The organism is Myxococcus sp. AM010, from assembly GCF_013372585.1.
In the GTDB taxonomy this organism is placed as follows: Bacteria; Myxococcota; Myxococcia; order Myxococcales; family Myxococcaceae; genus Myxococcus; species Myxococcus vastator.
This window is the reverse complement of record NZ_JABXEO010000013.1, coordinates 115,934-135,545: the sequence shown is the minus strand read 5'-3', so window position 1 is coordinate 135,545 and position 19,612 is coordinate 115,934. Positions and strand designations below refer to the sequence as shown.

14 protein-coding genes are annotated in these 19,612 nt (G+C 70.8%); 8 read left to right on the top strand and 6 right to left on the bottom strand.

Annotated elements, in window-relative coordinates; all coding sequences use genetic code 11:
• Window positions 1-223 precede the first annotated feature (223 nt).
• From tnpB to HV826_RS09825, 4 genes are all read right to left on the bottom strand, one after another.
• Window positions 224-589, bottom strand: coding sequence for an IS66 family insertion sequence element accessory protein TnpB (gene tnpB, locus HV826_RS09840; RefSeq protein WP_176416745.1), 366 nt, complete (start codon window positions 587-589; stop codon window positions 224-226).
• A gap of 4 nt (window positions 590-593) precedes the next feature.
• A complete protein-coding gene (gene tnpA, locus HV826_RS09835) occupies window positions 594-908 on the bottom strand; it encodes an IS66 family insertion sequence element accessory protein TnpA (protein ID WP_176416744.1) in 315 nt (104 codons plus the stop codon).
• Window positions 909-1,066: 158 nt separating this feature from the next.
• Window positions 1,067-1,534, bottom strand: a complete 468-nt coding sequence (locus tag HV826_RS09830; protein WP_176416743.1) for an SMI1/KNR4 family protein — start codon at window positions 1,532-1,534, stop codon at window positions 1,067-1,069.
• A gap of 4 nt (window positions 1,535-1,538) precedes the next feature.
• Window positions 1,539-1,925 carry a hypothetical protein gene (locus HV826_RS09825; protein WP_255207707.1) on the bottom strand — a complete coding sequence of 129 codons (387 nt, stop codon included), beginning with the start codon at window positions 1,923-1,925 and terminating at the stop codon, window positions 1,539-1,541.
• 425 nt (window positions 1,926-2,350) lie between these two features.
• Here HV826_RS09825 and HV826_RS09820 point away from each other — a divergent pair, with 425 nt between their 5' ends.
• Window positions 2,351-2,701 carry a DUF2019 domain-containing protein gene (locus HV826_RS09820; protein WP_176416741.1) on the top strand — a complete coding sequence of 117 codons (351 nt, stop codon included), beginning with the start codon at window positions 2,351-2,353 and terminating at the stop codon, window positions 2,699-2,701.
• Between the two features lie 87 nt (window positions 2,702-2,788).
• On the opposite strand, the gene HV826_RS09815 is transcribed toward HV826_RS09820, so the two are convergent.
• The gene (locus tag HV826_RS09815) at window positions 2,789-4,345 is read right to left on the bottom strand and encodes a serine/threonine-protein kinase (RefSeq protein WP_176416740.1); all 1,557 of its coding nucleotides are present in this window, start codon (window positions 4,343-4,345) and stop codon (window positions 2,789-2,791) included.
• Between the two features lie 181 nt (window positions 4,346-4,526).
• Here HV826_RS09815 and HV826_RS38055 point away from each other — a divergent pair, with 181 nt between their 5' ends.
• Both HV826_RS38055 and HV826_RS09805 read left to right on the top strand, forming a co-directional pair.
• Window positions 4,527-5,582 carry a PEGA domain-containing protein gene (locus HV826_RS38055; protein ID WP_176416739.1) on the top strand — a complete coding sequence of 352 codons (1,056 nt, stop codon included), beginning with the start codon at window positions 4,527-4,529 and terminating at the stop codon, window positions 5,580-5,582.
• Window positions 5,579-6,220 carry a hypothetical protein gene (locus HV826_RS09805; RefSeq protein ID WP_176416738.1) on the top strand — a complete coding sequence of 214 codons (642 nt, stop codon included), beginning with the start codon at window positions 5,579-5,581 and terminating at the stop codon, window positions 6,218-6,220. The genes HV826_RS38055 and HV826_RS09805 overlap by 4 nt, the downstream gene beginning before the upstream one ends.
• A gap of 3 nt (window positions 6,221-6,223) precedes the next feature.
• Here the strand turns inward: HV826_RS09805 and HV826_RS09800 are convergent, their stop codons facing one another.
• Window positions 6,224-7,519 carry a sigma 54-interacting transcriptional regulator gene (locus HV826_RS09800; RefSeq protein WP_176416737.1) on the bottom strand — a complete coding sequence of 432 codons (1,296 nt, stop codon included), beginning with the start codon at window positions 7,517-7,519 and terminating at the stop codon, window positions 6,224-6,226.
• Window positions 7,520-7,733: 214 nt separating this feature from the next.
• Here HV826_RS09800 and HV826_RS09795 point away from each other — a divergent pair, with 214 nt between their 5' ends.
• The 5 genes from HV826_RS09795 (at window position 7,734) to HV826_RS09775 (ending at window position 19,610) form a co-directional block, all read left to right on the top strand.
• Window positions 7,734-9,911: a hypothetical protein gene (locus HV826_RS09795; protein ID WP_176416736.1), complete on the top strand. Its 2,178-nt coding sequence runs from the start codon at window positions 7,734-7,736 to the stop codon at window positions 9,909-9,911.
• Window positions 9,908-11,782 (top strand): HEAT repeat domain-containing protein, encoded by a 1,875-nt coding sequence (locus HV826_RS09790; protein WP_176416735.1) that lies wholly within the window; start codon window positions 9,908-9,910, stop codon window positions 11,780-11,782. Before HV826_RS09795 ends, HV826_RS09790 begins: the two co-directional genes overlap by 4 nt.
• Before the next feature lie 107 nt (window positions 11,783-11,889).
• Window positions 11,890-12,909, top strand: coding sequence for a hypothetical protein (locus HV826_RS09785; RefSeq protein WP_176416734.1), 1,020 nt, complete (start codon window positions 11,890-11,892; stop codon window positions 12,907-12,909).
• A gap of 437 nt (window positions 12,910-13,346) precedes the next feature.
• A complete protein-coding gene (locus HV826_RS09780; protein WP_176416733.1) occupies window positions 13,347-14,114 on the top strand; it encodes a hypothetical protein in 768 nt (255 codons plus the stop codon).
• Between the two features lie 846 nt (window positions 14,115-14,960).
• The gene (locus HV826_RS09775) at window positions 14,961-19,610 is read left to right on the top strand and encodes a DUF4157 domain-containing protein (RefSeq protein WP_368670886.1); all 4,650 of its coding nucleotides are present in this window, start codon (window positions 14,961-14,963) and stop codon (window positions 19,608-19,610) included.
• The last annotated feature ends 2 nt before the right edge of the window (window positions 19,611-19,612 follow it).

Below are 19,612 nucleotides of genomic sequence, written 5' to 3'. Positions count from 1 at the left end.
GTCTGCGCCGTCCCCTCGCAGTTCGGCGGCCACCGTCGGCAGCTGCTCCGTCCTGCGGCCGAAGACGTGGCGCTCCAGCGTCGCCATTTTCGCCTCCAGCGACGTCAGGCGCTCCTTGAGTTCCTCCGCCTCTTCGCGCCAGGGACAGTAGTGGTCTTGAGGGAGCTCGCGCGGCACGTAGCCTCAACACGCCACGGCGCGGAGGCGTCCCGGGCCGGGCGCGTCAGGTGCCCGTGCGCCCGGGAGGCGTCCAGGCGGGCTGACGCCGCACCTGGGCCACGTCGATGCCGTCCAGCAGCATCGCCAACTGCGTGGCGTCCAGGTGCACCACCTGCGCGCCCGCGTCCACCGGCGGTAGCCGGAAACGCCCCGTCTCCAGCCGCTTGTACAGCAGCACGAAGCCGCCCCGGCTCCACGTCAGCACCTTGACTCGGTCTCCCTTGCGCGAGACGAAGGCGAAGAGGTGGCCCGAGTAGACGTCCTCGCCCCACTCGGCGCGCACCAGCGCCATGAGGCCGTCAATGGACTTGCGCATGTCCACGGGCGCGGTGGCCAGCACCACGCGCACCGACGCAGGAAGGGCGAACACCGCCTCACCGCCCCAGCGCGGCGACGAGTCGGGCCACGTACCCCACGTCAACGCCCATGGCAAAGCGCAGGCGAGCCCCGCCCTCCGTGACGACTTCGACGAGGGTGGTGCTCGGCTCCACGGGGGCCGTCACCTGGACTGGCAGCAGGCGGACCGGCTCGGCCTTCGCCGCCAGGTGCCGGCGCCGACGGTACACCCACGACTGCACAGTGCTCAGCCGCACGCCCCGCTGCCGCGCGAACTCCACCTGCGTCAGCCCGCTCGCCTCGAAAGACTCCGCGACCTGGAACCACTCCTGCTTCTCCACCGACTTCGACATGCTCGCCAGCGTCCACGGCGGCGGCTCTCGCCTCAACGCCTCTCAGCACGTCGTTGGCCGGACGCTTACGCTTGGGCCGCAGAGGGCCGAGGTGCGGCGCGCAGCATGCACAGGCTGGGAGCCACACCCGCCGAACCAGGACATGGCGGCGCCGTAGCTCACGCTGGCGGGAGCCAGAACCAACTCCCGTTCGATCGGAGCGCGCCAGCGAGGAATTCAGAAAACGAGGCCGCAATCTGCGAGCAGTAGTTCGGGTCCGGGAACGCCTCGCGGTAACCATCGCGAAGCGGATACCGGCCCGCCTCTTGGTGACTCACGTCGAGGAGGATGTAGTTGCTGTCAACCAACTCGCACAGCGCGTACCAGGACTCTGGCCCGGACCTGTCGGTGTCGTCCTGAAGGAGCACCATCCGCGCGCGACGGATTTTCGCCAACGGGTAGAAGGCGAATTCAGGGTTGGTTCTATCGAACAGCTTGGCGCCGTCGCAGTGCAAGTAGAAGGCGCGAAGGTCCGGGTCCAGGCGCCACCCGACCCTTTGCTCGAACGCTTCGATTTGTGCCGGGGTCGCAGGCGGGTTGGGGAAGTGGCGGCGCGTCACCTCTTCGAGCAGGGCGGGCATCGACATGGGTCTACTCTCCATAGGGGTAGTCCACCCCAGCAGTCGTCCACGGCGGGTTGTTCGCATAGCACTGGTTGTAGAGCCCCAGTAGGGTCTCGTGGAGGTCCTTTGGAAACGGGATGATGTTGTCCCAGTCGATGGGGTTCCCTCCGTGATGGAGGTCGCGGATATGGTGGCCTGGGAAGTTCTCGCCTTTGGCGTCCGTGGGCCATTGACCGAACCGCTCTCCCCATCGAGCTCGGAACTCATCGCGGAAGTTTTTCCACTGGGACCTGGCCAGATCGTTCTGGCCCTTGGTGAGCGTCGCGTAGTTGCAACAGCAGTGCGTCATCCCAAACCGGCTCCCGGCCCGCAGGACCGTACCCGCGAAGTCCATCTTCAGGTCCGCCAGCCACATGCAGCCCTGAAGGGCGTGCCCGCTCCCAGCGCACTTGTCGCGGCAGTAGTTCATAAGCTGGGCGCTGCACTGCCATGGGCCGAAGTACATGACGGCGCGAAACTGCCCCCGCCCGGCACGTTCACCAAAGGGCCGATCCACTTCCGGGCCGAGGCATCCGGCCGTGCGATGGGCCCCTCCGCACATGCGGCGAGGAGCCACACAGTTGCCAGGATTGGGAGGATGCGCGTGAAGTGCCAATTCTGCATGGTGCACAGCCTACCGCGACAAACGGAAATGGTTGCTCCCATCCTGTCGTCGGTCCGCTATGACATTACTGATTCGTTCACGCAGACCGTGCGGCAGTGGTTGAGCACACAATCCTACGTGGCCTAACGCGAGTTCGGGCTGTTGGCCATTGAGAACGTGACGAAGAGGGTCTGGTAATGACGTTGGAAGAACGGGTCGAGCAGTTCGCTCGGAATGTCGCGGCCCAGACTGATGCCATTCAGCGAGGAGATTCCAGGACGGGGAACAAGCACGCCAAGCAGTACACCGCTGCGCTTCAGGCACTCCGCGCGCAGGGGGATACTGGGCGAGACGCCCTCTCCGTGCTGCTGAAGCATCCGCGTACGGACGTCCGAGCCATGGCGGCGGCGTTTCTGCTCCGCTACCGGACGGAAGAAGCCAAGGCGGTACTGGAAGCGGCAGCGAACGATGGAGGGGTTGCCGCCATCGGAGCGATCATGACACTTCGACGCTGGGAGGAAGGCACCTGGGCGCTCGATCCGGAGTAGCCCGCATCGAGGAGACGGGGCTTCAAAACCGCCGAGAGGCGCCCCTGGCGAGTTCGATTCCCGTGCCCTCCCGGCGAACGCGTCCCCTCACTCCGCGGATGCCCCCCGCGCCGAAGGGACAACCCAGCGCAGCGGCGCGGCGGGGGTGTGGAACTCGGTGAGCTGGATCCGCTCCGGGCCAATCAAGTGGCCATCGGGCGTCTTGAGCTCCAGGACATGCTCGCCCACGGGGAGCTCGATGAGCAGCGGTGCGTGGCCTCGGCGCTCGCCGTCGATGATGACCACCGCGCGCAAGGCCCCCTCGCCTCCCACCGTCAGCGCCCCTGAGCCGCCACTCGCCGGGCGCGCCGGGGCACGGACCAGCCGCTTCGGGGGCGGCTCCTGCGCGCGCGGGGCCGCGCGTGTCACGGGCGCCTGCACTGGAGCGGGCGGCAAGCGCTCGGCCGGGGCGACTTCGTCCTTCTCCGGAGCGGGCGGCACCGGCACGGAGACGGGCTGCAACGCCGGCACAGGCGGCGCGACCTCCTGCCCAAGCCGCCAAGGCCACACGGCCACAAGCCCCCCCAGCGCGAGGACGGCGAGCCAGGGCCACCGTCGGCGCTGGGCGCGCTGCTCGATGCGCGGTGGGGGCGTGGCGCTGCCCCCCGTCGCAGTCCCTGGCTCCGGAACGACGACCCCGCCGAGGAGCTGCTCCACCTCCAGGAAGGAGCCCGCCCACCCCGAGACGGGCCGCGCCCTGGCCTCCTCCTCCTTCGCCCGGACCCGGGCCATCCACTCGCACAGCAGCGCGCGCCCTGCTCGCCCGCTCCGGGCCGCGAGCACCTCGCCGGTCGCCTCGGCGAACTCCGCCGCGCTCTGGAAGCGCTGATGCCTCGCCCTCCGCACGGCTCGCGCGATGAGCTCTCGGACGTCCGCGGGGAGCGCGTCCGACAGCTCCAGCTCCTTGCCCGCCAGCAGGTCCGCCATCCGGTCCTCACCCGCCAGCGGGCTGTGCCCCGTCAGCAGCGCGTGCAGCACGCACCCGAGCGCGAAGAGGTCCGAGCGCCCATCCAATTCGCCCCGCGTCACCTGCTCCGGCGGCATGTACGCCGGCTTGCCCTTCGTCAGCCCCGCCAGCGTCCGCTCCTGCCTGTCCCTGGCCAGCGCGATGCCGAAGTCCGCCAGCTTCACGTCGCCCGTCCACGACACGAGGATGTTCGAGGGGCTCACGTCCCGGTGGACGATTTCCAGCGACTCCCCCGCACCATCCTTCGCCTCATGGGCATACTGGAGCGCATGGGCCACCTCGGCGCACACATGCAGCGCCAGCTCCACCGGGAAGTCCTCCCCCACCTCGAGCCCGCGCTGCCGCAGCCGCTCCGCGTCGACGCCGTCCACGTACTCCAGCACCTGGTACGGGACGCCCTCCACCACGCCATAGTCGAGGATGGACAGGATGTTGGCGTGGTGCAGCCGGCTGGCGATCCGCGCCTCGTCGAGGAACATCCGCGCCTGAGAGGGACTCTGCTCGTGCTCGGCGATCAGCCGCTTGATGGCCACCCGCCGCGCGAAGCCCCCTTCCCCTGTCGCGCTCGCCTCCCATACTTCTCCCATCCCGCCCCGCGCGAGCTGTCGCACCAGTCGATAACGGCCACCCCACTCCACGCTTTCACTCCACCCCTGGAGGCTCGCTCCGGTGAGTCAGTCCCGACCGTCAATATACCGCCGCCGCGCGTGGCCCTCCCCCCGGAGATTCCCCCTCGCTGCGCTGCTCCTGGGGCTCTGGGGGGGCGCCACGCCCGCGGCCGAGCCCCCCACCGCGCTCCCCTCGGTCACGCTCTTCGTCGTGGGGGCCCCCGAGGCGCGCGCCTCCGTCCAGGCGTGGGCCCAGGAGCAGCCCCCCGGCGTGCCCGTGACGCTGCGCCTCGCCGGGCTCCCCCCGTCCACCTCCCGGCCCGGAGGGGATGTCCAGCTCCTGGAGGTCGAGCGGCACCTGCAGGAGGCCCGGCGGCACTACATCAACGCGGAGTTCGCGGAGTGCCTCCAGGACGTCGGAGATGAAGGGGTGCTCCCCAGGACGCTGAGCCAGGGGCACCGCGAGGTCGCCGCCCGCTGGCTGCTCTGGCAGGTCGCCTGCCAGGTGGGGCTGCGGCGCGAAGAGGCGGCCCTCCAGGTGGCCTCGGAGCTGGGCGTGCTCGGGCTGGAGCTGCCCGCGGACATCGGCGTGCTGCCTCCCGACGTGGGGCGCGTGCTCGTCACCGGCGCGGAGCAAGGCGCGGCGCGGGGGCGCACCACGCTGCGCATCACCTCCGACTTCAGCCCCGCGCGCATCTCCCTGGATGGGCGGCCCGGCGTATGCACCGCGCCGTGCTCACTCGAGGTCCTGGAGGGGCGACACGTGGTGCGCGTCGACGCGGAGGGACGACAGTTCGCGGTCCAGGTCATCTCGGCCAAGGGGCCCGAGCTCGCCGTGGCCTTCACCACGCTCCCCGCCTCGCCCGAGCTGGCCGCCGGCCAGTGGGCCGCGCATTACGGTGAATCCTCCGCCAACCTGGACTCGGCGGGCTCGCTGCGACTGCTCTCCACCGCGCTCCGGGCACCGCGGCTCGTGCTGCTCAACGCCGAGGCCGAGCGCGAGGGCTACCGCCTGCGGGGCGCGCTGGCCATCCATGGGCGCGCGGCGGCTCGCACGGAGCGCCAGGGCGAGGTGACTGCCCTCCACGGGACGGCGGAGGGCGTCCTGAGGGACCTGCTCATCCAGGGCCAGGTCGTCGAGCCCGCGCCGGCCCTCTACCAGCGGCGAGACTTCTGGATCGCCGTGGGCGTGGCCGCGGTCATCGCCGGCGCGACGACCACCGCCCTGCTCTGGCGGCAGCCTGCTCGAACGGAGGTGGGATTTTGAGAAGGCGCATCCTCGAGGGGCTCCTGGCCCTGGCGCTGCTCACCGGGTGTAACGAGGTGCGGCAGGTGCGGCTCACCTTCGGCGCGGAGGGCGAGGGGCTCGACGGCTTCCTGTGCCGGGAGGACGACGGCGCCTACGTGCTCTCACGGGCGGTGCCAGCCGGGGGTGGGGCCGTGCCCGCCTCGCTCGTCATCGACTTCGTCCGGCTGGGGGGGCTTCCGGGGTGCCGCTCGGGGCAGCTCGTCAGCTGGTGCGCGGACCATGACTGCGCGGTGATGCCCGAGCACCGCGTGTGCATCCCCACCCCGCTGCCGGACATCACCGATTTGCCGCGCGCCGAGGCGCGGGAGGCGGTGCGCGAGGCGCTGCGCAGCCTGTCGGGCGCGGCCATCTCCAGCGAGGCGCCGGATGAGTTCATCATCGTCCGCACCACGGCGACCCTCCAGTCCTGCGACGAGCTCGAGGCCGGCGGCGTGACGGCGCTGCGCGAGGAGGCGCTGGTGGGGTGCGCCTATAGCTGCCCCGTCTCCCTCAACGCCATCGAGGGAGACGTGTACCTGGGCTTCGACACGCTCACCGAGCAGTGCGCCCAGGGCGTGCGCGTCTGCGCCTCGGGGGATCTGCACTGGCGGCCCTGAGCCTCAGCGCAGGTGGTGCCGGTGGAGCAGGTCGATGAGGTAGCTCCTGTCCATCCGCGCCAGCCGCGCCGCCAGCGAGACGTTGGTCCCCGCGCGCTCCATCAGCGCCTTGAGGAACTGGACCTCGAAGTCCTCGAGCACCTGCTGGCGGGCCTCGCGGTAGCCGCGCTCCAGGGACAGGGCCACGGAGGGCGCCGGGGGCGATGACGCCTGGGCCGCGCCAGGGCCTCCCGCGGCCTGCTCCAGGGCGGGGGGCTCTCCCATGGCGAGGATGGCCTCCGCGTAGTTGCGCAGCTCGCGCACGTTGCCCGGCCAGCGGTGCGCCAGCAGCGTGGCCATGAGGGGCGGGGGCACCAGCGCCGACAGCGGGCCGGTGTACCCGGCCTCGCTCAGGAAGTGCTCCACCAGCAGGGGGATGTCCTCCACGCGTTGGTGGAGCGGGGGGACCTCCAGCCGCACCACCGCGAGCCGGTAGTAGAGGTCCAGGCGGAACGTGTTGGCGTTGACCTCGGCGCGGAGGTCCCGGTGGGTGGCGCTGATGACGCGCACGTCCACGGACAGCTCCTCGCTGCCCCCGAGCCGCCGGAAGCGCCGCCGCTCCAGCACGCCCAGCAGCGCCGTCTGGAGCGCGGGGGACAGCTCGCCAATCTCGTCCAGGAAGAGCGTGCCGCCCTGCGCCCGCTCGAAGACGCCGAGGTGGCGGCGCTCCGCCCCCGTGAAGGCGCCGCGCTCGTGGCCGAACAGCTCGCTGGCGACGAGCCCGGGAGAGATGACCCCGCAGTCCAGCGTCACGAAGGGCTTCTTCGCGCGCGGGCTCTCGTCGTGGAGGGCTCGGGCGATGAGCTCCTTGCCGGTGCCGGACTCGCCCTGGAGCAGCACCGAGGCGTCCGTCCGCGCCGCCCGGAGTATCTGCGCCATCAGCCGCCGCATCGGCGCGCTCTGGCCTCGCAGCGGCCCCAGGGCCCCGGAGTCGTGGAGGGACACGGTGCGCGTGGGCCCATCCCCCACTCGCAGCGAGGTCCGCCCGAGCGTGAGGACGGTCCCCGGCGCCACCGTTCCGCGCTCCAGGAGCGTGGGCCCCACCGCCGTGCCGTTGGTGGAGCCCAGGTCCGCCACCGCGACGCGGTCTCCCTTTCGCGAGAGCTCCAGGTGGTACCGGGACACCGTGGAGTCCGCCAGGCGCAGCTCGTTGCTCTCCGCCGTCCCCACCGTCACCGTCTCGCCATCCGCCGTGTGCGAGCGGCCCTGGTCCGGGCCTCCCACGACTTCAATGGTCAGCGTGCGGATGGGGAGCCCCATGGGGCGATCCGGGCGCGTCGTTCCGCTGGACATGGCCCGCGAAGCTAACACAGGGCCGACTGTCGGCTGCGTCCCCAAGGGGTGTCGGTGACTCCCTACAGGCCGCACCCCACAAGCAGGGCCGCGCGCAGCGAGCGCTCCCTCGCGCGGCGCGCTGGTACGTCGCTTGCCTAGGCCCCGACCGACAACCGTGGCACCCACTTGGAGGTCCAGCATGAAGAACCCCGCGCAGTCCCCGTCCACCGGCCTGAGTCGCGGCTCCAGACGGAGCAATCGCGTCCTCGGGACGCTCCTCCTCTTGCTCGCGAGCGCTTGCGGCGGAGCGGACACCGGCGAGCCGGACGCCGGAGCGCCGGACTCGGGCGTGCCCGACTCGGGCGTGCCAATCGAGCCCGCGTGCCCCAACAGCGCCGACGATGGCGTCTGTCTCACGAAGGCGCGGATGACCTACCTCGACGTGCGCTACGACCTGAGCCAGCCCGTCTTCGTGAACAACCGCGTGCCCATCCAGTTCGGCATCACCTCGACGAGCCTCAACCCGGCCGCGCCCGCGACCCGCAACGTCGCCGTCAGCTTCAGCTTCATCGAGGCGAACCCCGCCAACCCCGCGGAGCCCATCGAGTGCGCCTCCAGCGCCATCGACGTCGATCTCGTTGGCGACGGTCAGGAGCAAATCGTCGATGGCTTCATCTGGCCGACCTCGCTGTGCGGGGCGCTGGTGGACAAGGCGGTGAACCTGCGCGTCACCTTCGACGGGGACGAGCCGGACACCGGCATTGACTACCCGGCGGTCACCTTCACCGAGGCGGCCCGCGGCGCCGAGCTCAACCAGGCGTGCCGGGGCGTCGCCGACCTGTCGGCCCCGGACCTCCGCCGAGGCTGCGTCTACACCATCGACATCGAGCCGACCCCGACCGATGGGACCGACAAGCTCATCGATGTGCTCTACGACTCCATGGAGCCCGCCTCGTCGGTGGCCATCCTCCCCTACGTCGCCCCCGACGCCACCGAGGAGAAGCTCGCGCCCAGCCTGGTCGTCCAGTCGACGCTCGTCGTCAACGGACGCGACCCCTACGTCTCGGGGCTGGCGCCGGAGGACGTGCCGCCGGAGCTCGAGGCGAACGCGCCGGGTATCACCGGGGACCTCCAGTTCGGCCAGGAGCCCGATGAGCTCGAGGCCCTCACGGCCATGCCCGCGCGCGCCACGCTCCGGTACGAGCTCGCGCCCGAGGGCGCCGAGGGCGGCTGGCTTCCGCTCACCGTGGGAGACGCGAGCTCGGAGCTCGGCCGCGTCGACGAGGTCGTCATCGAGCAGTTGATGCCAGGCACCGCGAACACGTTCGCCCATGAGCTCTTCGCCGAGGGGGCGACCCGCGCCGCGCTGCGCGAGGGCGGCGCGTGGGCGGACGTCAGCGACTTCGCGGTGAGGGGGTGCTTCGTGGCGGACTTCCCGCAGGAGGGCAACGAGGGACAAGGGGACACGAGCGACTGCCACGTCGTCCCGGTCGTGCTGGTGCGGGAGACGCCGGAGTCCTCCGCCGCGACGTCCATCAGCTTCGACCAGGAGTTCACCCGCAGGCTCGGGAGCTCGAACCGCATGAGCATCGCGGTGCAGCTCACGACGCAGAACAGGCTTGACCGCGCCGGTGCCGCCAGCCGCATCGAAGGCGCGGTCGAGCTCGAGGGCAAGCTCGGGCGTCCGTACTCGGTCACCATCGCGCGTGCCGTGGGGCAGGCCACGCTCGGCGTGGACCCGGGGGAGACGGGCTACGAGCTCACGGTCGACGCGTTCAACCAGCGCATCCACAGCTTCTCCCAGAGCGCCCCCAGCCTCGAGCACGAGGAGGAGTTCTCCGCGGCGAAGTCCTTCGCGTTCCCGAACCTCGGCTTCGGCTTCGGCCCCGTGCGCATCGGCTTCAAGATCAGCCTCGGCGGGGAGGTCGGCCTGACGACGAACGACAGCCTCTCCGTCTCGACGGACGCGGCGCGGTGCGGGGAGCTGCTCCAGAGCGAGGACGCGCTCGGCATGTGTGGGGCGATCGCGCGCACCATCACCCCCGGGTTCAACTTCACCGCGTCGATTGAGGGCGGCATCAACGTCCGCATCGTCAAGGCCGCCGTGGTGGCCGACCTCGAGCTCGTCAACACCGACTTCCCGCTCACCGCCTCACTGGCCTTTGGCCAGCGCGACAACGGGAGCCTGGTGGTGCTCGGCAACGCCAACTGGGAGCTCGGCATGCAGCTCATCCGCGGAAACGTGTCCATCGTGGGCCGCGTCGGGATTCGCCGCTTCAGCCGCACCCTGCGCGTGCACCTCTTCAGCTTCAGCTCGCGGCGCTTCTCCCAGACGCTGCTCGACCGCTCGATGGACTTCGCCGAGGTGCTCGAATGAACGGGCGGATGATGGGCATCGCGGCCGGGCTCGGGCTCGCGACGATGGGAATCGTGGCCGGGACGTGGGATGGCCCGGAGGAAGGGGCGTCGTCGGCCGTGACGCACGCACCGACGGAGCCCGCGCCGGGCGCCCCCGAGTGCCGCTTCGAGCGCCAGGACACCGCGGCCTTCGCCTTCGAGTCCACCGCCACCGTCGACCATGTCCCCGCTCCGCGAGTGGAAGACCACTTCCAGGGCCACTTGAGCTGGGTCGTCGTCGAGGAGGCGCAAGCGGGCCGCCCCGCGCTGCTGCGCGCGGCCCTGAGCGCAGTGGTCCTCGAGCAGGCGCTCTCCCAGGAGCGGGTGAGCGCCGTGGAGCTCGAAGACGGCCCCTTCTATGTGCGGGTCGATACGCGGTGCCGCTTCACTGGCATCGGGTTCTCCCCGCGCTGGAGCGGCGGGAGCCGTCGCCTGGTGAGCACGCTCCTGGAGAGCCTCGAGTTCGTGCTGCCCGGCGATGACTCGACGCACTGGAGCGCCGAGCAGCGCGACGGGGTGGGCGTCTACACCGCGGAGTACCGTCGTGACGAGGCGCCGGGGGGCGCGGCGCGTCTGCTCCGCACCAAGCCGCGGTATCAGCTCGACGACACCGCCCAGCGCCTGGGGCTGCGCGTGCAGGTGCTGGGCGCGACGGCCGAGGCGGACTTCGACGCCGAGCGCGGCGGCTGGATGCGGCGCGTGGAGGGTCAGGAGACGATTCGCATCCACCTCCCTGGAGAGGCGCCGCAGGGATTCACGCACCGCTTCCACCTGGTGCGCGAGGACGGGCACTTCGTCTCCGTGCGTGACTCGGTGGCGCCCGGGGAGGCGGACTTCTCGGACGTGTTCGAGTCGGACCCGACGACGCCGTCGCCCGTGGATACGGAGCTCGCGGCGCTCGACGCTGGCGCGGCGCGCGCCCGCTTCCTCGCCTACTTCGGCGAGGGAGGAAAGAACGCCGTGTTCCCCGCCGCGCGCTTCCTGGCGGGGTGGCTCCGCGCGCACCCGGAGGAGAGCGCCGCGCTGCTCACCGACCTGCGACGCGGGGCCATTGACGAGGCGGCGCGCTCCGCGTTCTTCCTGGCCTTCGAGCTGGCGGGCACCGAGCAGTCCCGTCAGGTGCTCGCGGACGCGCTGGTCAGCAGGGACCTCTCGGCGCTCGACCGCAGCCGGGCGGCGTCCGCGCTGGCCGACCACGGCGAGCCGTCGCGGCAGGCGGCGGACCTGTTGCTCGCACAGGCCCGGGGGTCGGATTCGCCCATGGTCGCGAACGTGAGCCTGCTCGGGCTCGGGAGCATGGCGGGGCGCACCCGGCCTGGCGACCCGCTGCGCGACGAGCTGCACGCGGCGCTGCGCGAAGAGCTGGAGCGCGCCGCGGGCAGCAACGACGAGCTCGCCGTCCTGGACGCCATCGGCAACAGCGGCGACGACGCGTTCCGTACGGAGCTCGACGAGCGGCTGAGGACGGGGGCTCCCGCCCTGCGGGGGCGCGCGGCCGAGGCGCTCGGACGCCTCTCGCCCGAGGTCACCCGGCCGCTCCTCGTGTCGCAGCTCGAGCGCGAGCCGAGCCCGGGGGTGAGCACCACCATCCTTCGGAGCCTGAGCCACATGGCGCCAGGAGCGGAGCTCGACCTGACAGGGGCCGAGCTGGCCCTGGCCGGGCGGAAGCTCGCCAGCGCCTCCAGCGTGGAGGAGCGCGCGGGGGTGATTGAGTGGGTGGGCCGCGCCCGCGGTCAGCTCGAGGCGCGCCGCGTCCTGGCCGCCCACTTCCCTCGGGAGCCGAGCGTCCATCTCCAGCAGCGCATTGGAGCGTTCGTGACCCCCAGCGAGCTGCGCGAGTTCATGCGATGACGCCCGCGCGGACGCGAGCCTTCGCAGCAAGTCTCGCGTTCGTGGGGCTCGTGGCGTGCGCTGGGGGGGGAGCGCCGCCACGAGCCCCGCTCGACGGGGGAGAGACGTTGTTCACGGCGGAGCCCGTCGCCTTCGGCGCGGACGGGCTCACGCCGCCCCTCTCCATCCCGCCGTTCGCTGGAGCGACGGTCGCGCTGTGGGCCAGGAGCGAGCCGGGCACCTGCTTCGCGCTCGCCGCGCTTGAAGACTCCGCGGGCCGGACCTGGGTGGGCAAGCGAGAAGCCGGCCCCTACTGCACCGACTGCGGGGTGCGCACCTCCATCGCGCAGGAGGAGGCGCTGTTCGTGCTCCCCAGCGGCGAAGGCTTCGCGCCGCGCGAGGGCTTCACCGTGCGCTTCGGGCTCATGGCCTGCGAGACGCTCACCCCGACGAAGACGGGAGGCGCGCCTCGGCTCCAACTGACCTGGCTGCCGCGCGCGCATCTTCCGGAGCGCGGCCGTCTCTCGCTGCGCTTCCTGGTGTCGCGACACTCCATGCTCCTCGGGCAACCCGAGCGACAGCGAGAGCTGCTGGAGCGCGTGAATGCCGAACTCGAGGAGGCGGGTTTGGAGGTGACGCTGGACGCGGTCGCCGAGCTCCCGGACGCGGCTCCGGAGGCGCGCTTCTGGACGACGGAGCTCGCAGAGCTCTCAGCCCTGCGGGAGCGCGCGCCGCCCGCGCTGGACGCGACGGTCGACATCGTCTTCGCCGGGTGCCTCCGGTACGACGACCCCTTCTTCGGACCGCCCGTGCCGGTCGACGGCTTCACCCCTCGCGTGGGAGGGGGCGCAGGCCCCGCGTCGGCCATCTTCATGCCCGGCCTGCGGTGTGACGCCTTCAGCAGAGGCCCGGCCCAATGGCCACTGGACGGCTACGCGCGAGTCCTCGCGCACGAGCTGGGGCACTTCCTCGGCGTCTACCACTCCGTCGAGACGGACGGCACGACCGACCTCCTGAGCGACACAGGCGAACAGAACATCATGAATCCCAACCCGAGCCGCGCCGGCGCTCGGGGCTGGAGCCCCTCCCAGAGACGACAGCTTCTGAGTCACCCTTGGGTTCGCCCGGCCCCGGCGCCGCGTCCATAGGCTGGCAACCGCTTCACCTCCGCGCGGAGGCACCGCTCGAGTCCAGCCGCCGCCCTGCGTGGTGCTCATGCGCGCGGGCCTGCACCACGCGCTGCCTTGCTGGTGGTGACCGGCCCCGCTGCAGCCAAGGGCCCCCGAGCCCTGCCGTCCCCGCCCTTGTACCTGCGCCGAACTGAAGGCCAACGCCGGGCGGCGCGAGCGTCAATGACCTCTTCAAGGTCAAGCCCCGAACGGGCTGGGAGGCCGAAAGCTCGCGCCCCGATGACACCCGCGAGTGTCTGGGCATTCACCGATAGCAAAAGTTTTCACCGAGCCAATCCCAAGACATATGCGGCGCTCCGAGTGGAACATGAACCCATCATCACCAGACTTCACTCCCCGTATGCTCGCCGACGCCCCGGCAACCCAGCCGGGCAGCTCAACGAGGACGATGCACCATGTCGAAGCGATTCTTCTGGGCGCCTGTCGCCGCGATGGCGCTGGCGGCCTGCGGTGGTGACTCTCTTTCCGCAAGCGATGAGGCCACGCGGCCCATGCTGAGCGAAGCGACTCCCTCCGATTGGAACAAGGTGGCCCCCGGAGTCTGGGAGCGCACGCGCGAGGACGGCGTCCGCGAGCAGGTGGGCGTCGGCACCGAGGCCGCCGAGTTCGAACTCCAGCGCGTCCGTGGACAGCGGGCGCTGCTGGCGCAGGCACAAGAGAAGAGCGGCGCGCTGGCCGCCTTCGACCGTCAACTGAAGGAGCGCGACCGGTACATCCGCGTCCTGGAGGCGAACATCGCCGAGGCGCGCGCGACGGGCGTGCTGGAGCAGACTCCGGACTCGCTCCCCCGCTTCGCCCAGGCCGGCACCGAGGGTTCGCCCTCCGGCAGCGTGTGTGGCGGCAACTACAGCTTCAGCGTCCAGTTCAGCTACCAGATGGCTGGAGGCACCGTCACCACGCAGGGCAGTTGGTCGGAGTTCGGCCCCTTCTCGCCGTACTCGAAGGAGCTCTACGTCTACGCGAAGGGCTGGCTCTACAGCCCCACCGACCCCGACCCACACGAGACCTCCGACTCCACGGGCCTGTTCTCGGGGACGTGCTGCGTGAGCGTCGACACGACCGCGTCGGCCTACCCGACCTTCACGCCGGTGATGGAGGGCGGCGGCGTCGTCCTGGGGGCCAACGGCTGCGGCTTCCGCAGCTACCGAGCCTGGAACTACTGAGCGGACCTGACGGCGGCCCGCCGCTGGAGCCCCCAGGGCGGGCCGTCGTGTGCCTCAAGGCGGTGCCGCCTTGGGGATGTCACATCCCGCGGGCCTCCGGTGTCTCCAGGTCGACGGAAACCGACACCAGGAGAAGTCATGACCGCAGTCAGGATTCCCCCGAAGGAGATCACCGGGCGCTACGGCGCAATCGTGAAGAAGTTCGCCAGCAGGATGCTCGGTCAAGTCCCCAAGTCATTCGGCGTGATGTGACACCATCTGCCGGTGCTCAAAGCCAACATGGGCTTCGGGCAGAAATTACAAAAATGGGACCAGAGCACCCCGCACAAGATGGCCCGGCTCGACGAGCAGGTGACGCTGCGCCGGTAGCGGGCCTGGCTCGGGTCGGGTCGGGATTCGCGCCGGGAAGCGCCCCTGCCCCACCGGGCGCTCACAGTCGGCTTCAGTTCACCACAGCGCCGTCCATTGACACTGACAGTGAACACATGCGCTCCTCGGGTATGAGTCACCAGGGGGCGCCCATCCGTGAGCCGAGCGACGTCAAAGTCGGTACGCCGGAGTGAGTCGACCCGGCCTTCGGATTCATCCAGACCCGAGCGCTCGCCGTCAGAGCGGTCTGCGGCTGGCGTTCCCGCCTTCCTCCGCGGCCGGCCTGGAGAGCGTGCCCCTGGCGCACGCGCCCGCCCCAACTCCGCAGCGGGGGTCCCGCGCTACATGCGAGGTGGATTGGCCTCTCCCCTCGGACCTCCGCTCCAGGCGAAGTGCGCGGCATGTGGGTCCGGAGGCGGCGCGTGCGCGGCGTGCGGGGAGAAGGACGCGGTACAGCCACAGGCGGCCGGCGGCACCGTGGAGTCACGGCCCACGGCCATCCGGCGCGAGGCCCATGCGGGCGTAAAGGATGCCAGCGCGCCCCTCCCCCACTTCGAACAGCTTCAGCAGGCCTTCGGCCGCCATGACCTGTCAGACGTCAAGGCCCGCGTGGGCGGTGAGGCAGCGCTCGCGAGCGACCGGATGGGGGCCCAGGCCTTCACGATGGGCAATCACATCGCCTTTCGTGGCCCGCCTGACCTGAGACTGACGGCGCACGAAGCGGCGCATGCTGTTCAGCAGCGCTCCGGCGTACAGCTCCACGACGGCGTCGGCCACCCTGGAGACCCCTACGAGCGCCAGGCGGATGAGGCCGCCGACGCCGTGGTCCGAGGCGAAACCGCCGAGCCCATCCTCGACCGAGCGGTGGGCCCGTCCGGCCCTCCGGTGACGGGAACGTCTCCGAGCGCAGCGCCCGTCCAGCCCTTCCTCGCAGCCAACGTCCACCGCCTCTTCGAGCCGCCCGCGGCCCCCTCCCGAATGCCCAGGCCGCGAGGTGGCGGTGGCCCCTCCGACGGCGGCTCTCGCGAGTCGACCGAAGCCCGCGCGGCCCAGGATGGACAGTCCACCGACAGCGGCTCGGGGGCCGCGGGAAGCGCGCTTGGCGCCGCGGCGGGCCCCGCGGCGGATGCACTGACCTCCGGTCCCCCAGCGCCCACGAGCGACACGGCCCCCCCTCCAGGTGGTACCGAGGACGCACCGTCCTGCGCGGGCGGCGGCCCCCAGAGCGCGACCTGCTACACGGAGGACATTGAAGAGCCGGAGGAGGAGCCCGACCAAGAGCCTCCCGAGCCGGCGCCCACGGAGTCGCAGGAAGCCGCCTCCAGCGTCAGCCCCGATGCCGAGGAGCAGGACAACTGCCCCATCGAGGATGCCATCTCCGAGCAGGCGCCCTCCTCCACGGAAGCCGCGGCGCCCGCGCAGTCCACGCTGGACAGCAACGCCTCCGCCCCCGAGGCCGCCGAGGAGGGCGCCCCCAGGGGTGATGCCACGGCCGAACAGTCCTCGACGGCCACTGGAGGCAACGGCGGAGCCCCGGCGGAAGACGCGCAGGATGAGGCCGCGCGCGCGCCGCTGGACGAAGCCATCGCCACGACCGAAGGCCAGCGGTGGGACGCCGTGGCAACGCATGACAGTGCGTCCGCCTCGCTCGCCAATGCCGGGGCCGGTGTCATTTCGCTCCGAGGCGGCGTGCAGTTCGTCCCGGCGCCGGGCGCGACCTCGGCGGACGACGCGCGACGTGTTGACGCGAACTCACGCGCGGACGCGTTCTTCCTACAGGCGGCCAATCGAATCGAGGACGCGGTTCTCCTGACGTTGGAGGATGTTCCAGCCCGCATCGGCGCGCTCGCCGAGACGTACAAGGGCGCGATCTCCGCCTCCATGGAGGAACAGAAGGCGGCCATCAGCGCCAGCGTGGAGCAGGCACGCGGCGCCGCCACCGCCCAGGCCGAGGGCGCCCGGCAGCAAGTCGTGTCCGAGCACGAGGCCACCGTCTCCACCATCCACTCGGAGACTGACACCGCGCTCGAGTCGCTCCAGGCCGTCTACGACTCCGGCCTGCTGCTCGTTGACGCGCAGGAGTCCACCACGCTGGACAGCGTCAACGCCCTCTACGCCCAGGCACGCATTGCCCACGAGGCGCTCGGTCCGACAGTGGGCGATGAGTGCGTCCAGCTCGGCGAGGAGTACGCGGAGGAATACGAAGGCTGCAAGATCAACAAGAAGGACAGCTTCTTCGCGGGCTACCTCACCGACCGCCGCGCCGAGGCCCAGATGAAGGCCGCGCGCGAGACGGCGAAGGGCTACCGCAAGAGCCTGGTGGACACGGCCACGAAGCAGGCCGGCGAGGCGATGAAGGGGCGCCAGCGGGACCGCTGCGGCGTCATCGCCGCCGCCCGCAGTGCCCGCGAGACGCTCGACACGCAGCACGAGCAGCTCGTCGCCGCGCTCGAAAGCAGCCGGACACAAGCCCTGACGCAGGCGGAGACCACGCGCGACGCGATGATGGCCTCCGTCGACTCGGCCTTCATCGCCGAGCTGGCCCGGCTGGACCGCCACGAGCACGACCAGCGCCAGTCCGTGAATGACACGGGCTACCTGCAACAGGTCCTCATCGAGCTGGCGGCCTTCGCCTCGGCGGCGTCCATCCAGAACGCCGTGACGGGCGCCATCGACACCCTGGTGCAGGCGCTCTCGGGCGTGCGCGACCTGTTCGCCACGCAGTCCGCTCCGGAAGGCGCGCAGTTGGAGCGCATGCTCCAGCAAGCCACGGGCGGGCTCGAAGGGGGGCTGGATGGCCTCGTCTCCCAGGTGGAGCACGGCGCCGCCGGGGCCCTGGCGCGCGTGGACAGCGTGGGGAACCAGGGGCTGGAGGCCATGCTGCGGCTCGGCCAGTCCTCCGAGGAGGCGACGGCGGCCCTGGTGGCGTCTTTCACGGCATCCATGGGCGCGCTGGCGACGAGCGCGGCCACGGGCTTCAGCCAGCAGCGCGACGCGTTCGCCACCCAGACCCAGCAGGTGGCCTCGGACGGAGCCACCGGCCTGGAGACCGTCGCCACCGGCTTCCAGACGACCTGCTCGACGATCCTCACCCATGTCGAGAGCGCCCTCGTGGACTCCGCGGACGCGCTGGAGCAGAGCCTCCGCGACTCCAAGGCCCAGCTCGACTGCGACATCCCCGTCCAGGCCCTGGAGGCGGCGTCGAAGGAGCAGCCCGCCTGGAAGGGCGTGCTGGCGGTGGTGCTCATCATCGCCATCGTCATCGTGGTGGCGCTGGTCGTGGGCCCGGCTGTCATTGGCGCGGTGGGCGCGGCGGCGAGCGCGCTGGGCGCCGGAGCGGCCGCCGCGACCATTGGCACCATCGTGGGCGGTGCCATCGTCGGCGCGGCGACGTCGGCCACCATCCAGGTCCTCAACAACTGGGCGTCGGGCGAGCGCCTCATGGCGGGCGTGGGCAAGGCCGCGCTGATGGGCGCGATTGGCGGCGTGTTCGGCGCGGGCGCGGGCGCCCTCATCCAGAACGCCGTCAAGAGCGTGGCCCTTCAGTTCGTGGCCAACATCGCCGCGGACGCGGTGCTGGAGGTCGCCACCCAGCTCATCACCGGTGAGTTCTCCTGGCAGGCGCTGGGCATGTCGGTGCTCATGTCCGTCGTCACCGGCGGCTTCGGCGAAGTCCCTCGCATCAAGCGCGTCCAGCAACGGTGGATGGCTCGCGGCGCGGGCGTCGTGCCCGGCTCACGGGCCCGCGCCTTCCGCGAGTCCATCGCTCCCCGTGCCACACCGGAGAGCGAGGGCGAGACGACAGCGAGTCCGCGGCCCGAGACGGAGCCCGACGCCAGCACGGCGCCACGCCCCGAGACGGAAGCGGAGACCCCGGCGACGCCTCGTCTCGAAGCCGAGTCGGAGGTCGAGGTCCCTGGAGCGCCCAACCGCCATCCCCGCGCGGACGCGGACCTGGACGGCCAGACGGCTGCATCCAACACCACGAACCCGAAATCCCAAGGCGGCCCCGACACCTTCGATGACATCGAAGTCAACCCGAAGGGACGCGCGCGACAGACGGTGGGATGGTCTGGCGACATCAATACCCCTTCCGCGAGCTCGCCCCATCTCGAGTTCATCAAGAATGGCATCGACTTCATGGAGAACCTCTCCAAAGGGATGCGCGGCCGCCTGGATGAACTGGTCCACAAGGTGTATCCGGGCGACACCGCCGCCTTGACGGAGATCAATACTCGAATGCAGGAGATCACCAATGATCCGCTCCTGCAGACCGACCTCGGGCCGCTTCGGAAGAACTACAAGGCGAACCAGGCTGAAATCGAGCGAATCGAAGCACTCCAAGCGGACCTCTCCCGAGAGTACAGCCGGCTCAAGAACAACCGGGACTGGCTCCTCACGAGCATCGAGCGGCGCTCCGCCGCGAACGAGGCCAAGGCCGCGCAGCTCATGAGTGAATTGCGCACGACGCTATTGGGGGAGGCGCCCTCGAATGTCGCGGCGATCTCGGATGCACCAGCGATTACGCCTGAGGGAATGCAGGTCATCCGCGCCTCCGGCCGGACGGAGGCGGAGGTTCGCGCGGATATCGCCGAGCACTACCGGATGACGGGCAATGCGCCGCCGGAAGGCTTCTTCCTGACCCGGGGCCCAGCCGCGGACGATATGCGCGCGTACTATTCCCATGACGGCCGCTACATCAACCTCGGCGACGCTCCGACCTCCACGCTTGTGCATCACGAACTCTCACACCGCATCGAGCACGTCGACCCGGAGATCTCCGCGGCCTCCAAGGCCTTCGTCGAAGCCCGCGCGCAGCGGCTCGTCCAACCGGGGCAAGCCATCGCGACGCAACCATTGGATGTGCTCGCCCCGAAGCAGGGATACAAACCCCACGAACAGGCCTACGAAGGCGGGTTCATCAGCAAGTACGTCGGCAAGGTCTACGACAGCCCCGCGACCGAGGTCGTGACGATGGGCCTCGAGCGCTTCACCAGGCCCAAGGCCATGGCAGAGCTCTATCGTCAGGATCCAGAGCACTTCTTCTACGTCCTGGGGGTCCTTCAGCGGACGCGGACCCGCGCCGGCCTTCCGCTATCCTCCCCCAGTGGCACACCTGGAGATTGAGC